3 protein-coding genes are annotated in these 3279 nt (G+C 54.7%); 1 reads left to right on the top strand and 2 read right to left on the bottom strand.

Annotated elements, in window-relative coordinates:
- On the bottom strand, nucleotides 1-1248 hold a 1248-nt coding region (locus tag VKV29_RS04140), incomplete at its 3' end, for an ATP-binding protein (protein WP_324200039.1).
- Nucleotides 1249-1499: 251 nt separating this feature from the next.
- Between VKV29_RS04140 and VKV29_RS04135 the strand changes: the two genes are divergently transcribed.
- On the top strand, nucleotides 1500-1967 hold the full coding sequence (locus tag VKV29_RS04135) for an archaellin/type IV pilin N-terminal domain-containing protein (protein WP_324200038.1): 468 nt from the start codon (nucleotides 1500-1502) through the stop codon (nucleotides 1965-1967).
- Nucleotides 1968-3057: 1090 nt separating this feature from the next.
- Here VKV29_RS04135 and VKV29_RS04130 read toward each other — a convergent pair.
- The coding region (locus tag VKV29_RS04130) for a helix-turn-helix domain-containing protein (protein WP_324200037.1) at nucleotides 3058-3279 on the bottom strand (222 nt) is incomplete at its 5' end.

Raw genomic sequence — 3279 nt, 5'->3', positions numbered from 1 at the left:
TATGTTGAGCGCTTTGTCTTCGAGTTTGTGGAGTAGGCTTTGGGCTTCCTCGAGTTTGAGTGTGCTCCACTTTACTTCGAAGGCGTAGGCGAGCTCTTCTTGTTTGGCTGTGGCCACTATGTCTATTTCGGTGTTTTGGTGGACCCAGCGGCCCACGTAGTTTGGGTTGATTTTGAGTTTGCCCTCGCGTATTAGCCTCGTGGTGTAGGCGAGTGCCACCCTTTCGAACACTCTGCCGAGGTGTGCGTCCAGCTCCCGCTCGACCTGTGTCCGAACCGTGCGGCTGAGGCCTGCCTCGAGGAGGCTTCGGTTTGTCCATGCGAATCTGAACCAGAAGTGTAGGAATGGGTCTGCGAAGGTGTAGCTCACCTTCCCCAATGGCTGGGTGGTCTCTTTGGCCACCAGCCTCATGGTTGTTAGGGAGGCGATGTATTTGGGTAGGTTTTCACTTGGGATCCTTGTGTAGTCGGATATCTCGCTTATCCTCTGATTGCCCGCGGAGATGGCGCCCATGATATCCATGTAGGCGCCTGGGCTACTCACCTCCTGCATGAGTAGGTACGCGGGTTCATCGTAGAGTGCGCCCTCTTTGCTGAGTATCACTCTTTGCGCGTTCTCAACGGCGTTCAGTGATTCATCCACGTGTTCGAGGTAGGCTGGTGTGCCCCCGAAGACGCCGTAGATCTGCATCACTTCCTCGGGTGTTTTGGTGGGGAACCACTGGGTGAGCGCCCACGGCTCGAGGGGGGCCACCTCGAGTGTTAGGCTTCTTCGCCCGTAGAGGGGTGCGTCCCCCCTGAGTGAGACCCTTTCAATCACGCTTAGGGAGGAGCCTGAGAGTATGAGTTTGGCGTTTGTCTTCGAGAATTCCTCATCCCAGTAGCGCTGTAGGAGTGTGAGTGCGCCGCGCACCTCGGATAGGTTCTGGAACCCGTCGACAACAACTATTTCGCCTCGCCTAAACGCTTCGAAGAAGTAGTCGAACACGGATTCGAGGTCGCGGAAAACAGCACCCGCCGGGAGGCTTGCCCCCAGACTCCTTGAGAATGCGTTTAGCAGGGACGCCCTCCCTCCCCTCGGAACGAAAACGTAGACTCCGAGGGTGGTTTTCAATAACTCTAGGAGTAGGCGGGTCTTCCCAACACGCCCCCTCCCGTAGACCAAGGCGACCCCGGCTCTTCTCCGCGATGCGAAGCCTCTAAGTAGCTCCACCTCCCCTCGTCGGTCAACAAACCTTAGGAATACAATCCTAAGGATTATGACCCTACAATTAGGTGTTTGCTGCCGCTGGGTCCCAGCTGGTTAGTGAGCCAGAGGAAACCTCCACCTTCCCCCACCAACGCTCTTGCCATACTTATTTGGGTGACCCCCCAACTGAGTGGTGTCCGGATAACGCCTCCCACACTCGGATACCAAGCAAGCCACCAACTAATCCGGGCACCATCGCACCCCAGCCGAAAACTATAATAAACCAGTATCAACACAAGCAGTTGATATAAATGTACACACTAGGCAACGTAAGACTACTAGGAGCCACAACACAGGGTAAGACGGGAAGACGCCCAGCGACGGAGAAGAGGGGGATCAGCCCAGTCATAGCCACAATCATACTAATCGCCATAACAATAGTTATAGCCATAGCTGTGGCCGGATGGGTGTTCGGGCTCTTCGGAAGCTACAGCAGAACACAACCAGTAACCATCATAGCCTCAGCATCATCCTGCACAACAAGCGGTTGCAGTATCAAGCTTTCAAATCAGGGTGGTAGCGCCGTCACAGTCGTAAGCGCCTCAATAAACGGGCAAACCGTCTCAGGCTTCTCTGCAGTATCGGTCGTAGCGGGTGCCCCCACCTCAGTGTCCGTTCCCGCCCCCTCTGGTGTGACCCTAGTTGATGGTCAGACCGTCCAAGTGCAGCTAGGGCTCAGCAACGGAGCAACACTCTCCACAACACTAGTGGTAGGCTAACGACCACAATACTCTTTTTTTAAAAAGAAATTTTTTTACTTTGAGAAGTTTTCTTTCTGGTTCTTTTGAGGGTTAGGGGTGCACTCATGCTAGTTTTTTGATCCAGTTAAAGATACAAAGGTTTACGACTTGCTTGTATCGGACTCGCGGAGTCACCTAGATAGCTTGTTGGTGAACGTCGAGTGTGGGTGTGGGAACTCATGGTCTGGTGCCACTAGATTTGGGTTGGTGTGATATGACCGCATTTAGCGTATTGTTGGCGTGTAAACTCAAGAGCACCATAATCAGAGTGCTCAAAGGCGAGGGGTTACCAGCATACCCTCTTTATAGTATACTTAGTGTAGAGAGGCTAAGCACATGGTCCAACTATGTGTACGCGCAGCTTTCTGGGTGGAAAACAGTGGGGCCCACTTGGAAGCGGGTGGGTGTACGCAAAGTGGGCGCACGTAGCCGGACACCGCGTCGAACATTGGGCGCCGTCAACCCCGACAGTAGGCTTCTGGCTATGTCCCACACCCTCGGTCTAGGCGACTCCACCACTCTGGTGGTGAGCGCCAGCCTCACAAGCCGTCTGAGCCTAGCGTGGTCCGTGGGTCCATGAACCGCATGGTGGGGTCAAAAATACTTCCACCCGCTGAGTCGGCTTGCCCACCAACTGTCCTACTGAACCTCCTGTGGCCGCTTAGTGTGGCTGCCACGCCCTCCTGGTGTGTGAACCAGTGTGCGCTCGTAGCCCTCCAGCTACTTTTGGCTGCGTGGAATAGCCCCTGGCTTTGAGTTGGCTGGCGCACTCGGCGAGATCATGCTGCGCGGAGCCGGGGTTCTATGGAGGGTATATTTCGTCGGCAACTCAACGTGCGCCACTGGGGAACACGGGTGTGCTATTCGAGGGATCCATTTGACCACGCATGGGGTGTGATTCTCGCCTTACTAGGAGCTGGTGTAAGCCTCCATGTTCGGGTACATTATCGCCCACCTCACGGTGAAACGGGTACCCACTAGCCAATCGGTGATGCGCGGCTTGAACGCTCCTAGGGCTCAGCGGCGAACAGTGTATTCTTCAGCCTGATCGGAGGCTTGGGTGGCCTTTTCACGTGTAGAATCGTTTCACCAGCCCGAAGTAGAGGAATACGGGCTCACCCATCTTTGTTACCGTTTGGCCCTCCTCTGTTAGCTCGTAGATCACGGATGGGGGTCTATTGTGGATGACAACCCTTCTTATGAGGCCCATTTCCTCGAGTTTTCGAAGCTTCAATGAAAGTGTGCGTGAGCTGATGTCGGGTAAGTGTCTCTTTAGCTCGGTGAAGCGCTG

This window comes from Chthonomonas sp., from assembly GCF_035294165.1.
Classification (GTDB): Bacteria; Armatimonadota; Chthonomonadetes; order Chthonomonadales; family Chthonomonadaceae; genus Chthonomonas.
This window is presented reverse-complemented; position numbering and strand designations above follow the sequence as displayed.

What these genes read in the sequence shown, in the direction of transcription:
- VKV29_RS04135 (WP_324200038.1), top strand. Translation starts at nt 1,500, where the DNA reads ATGTACACACTAGGCAACGTAAGACTACTAGGAGCCACAACACAGGGT.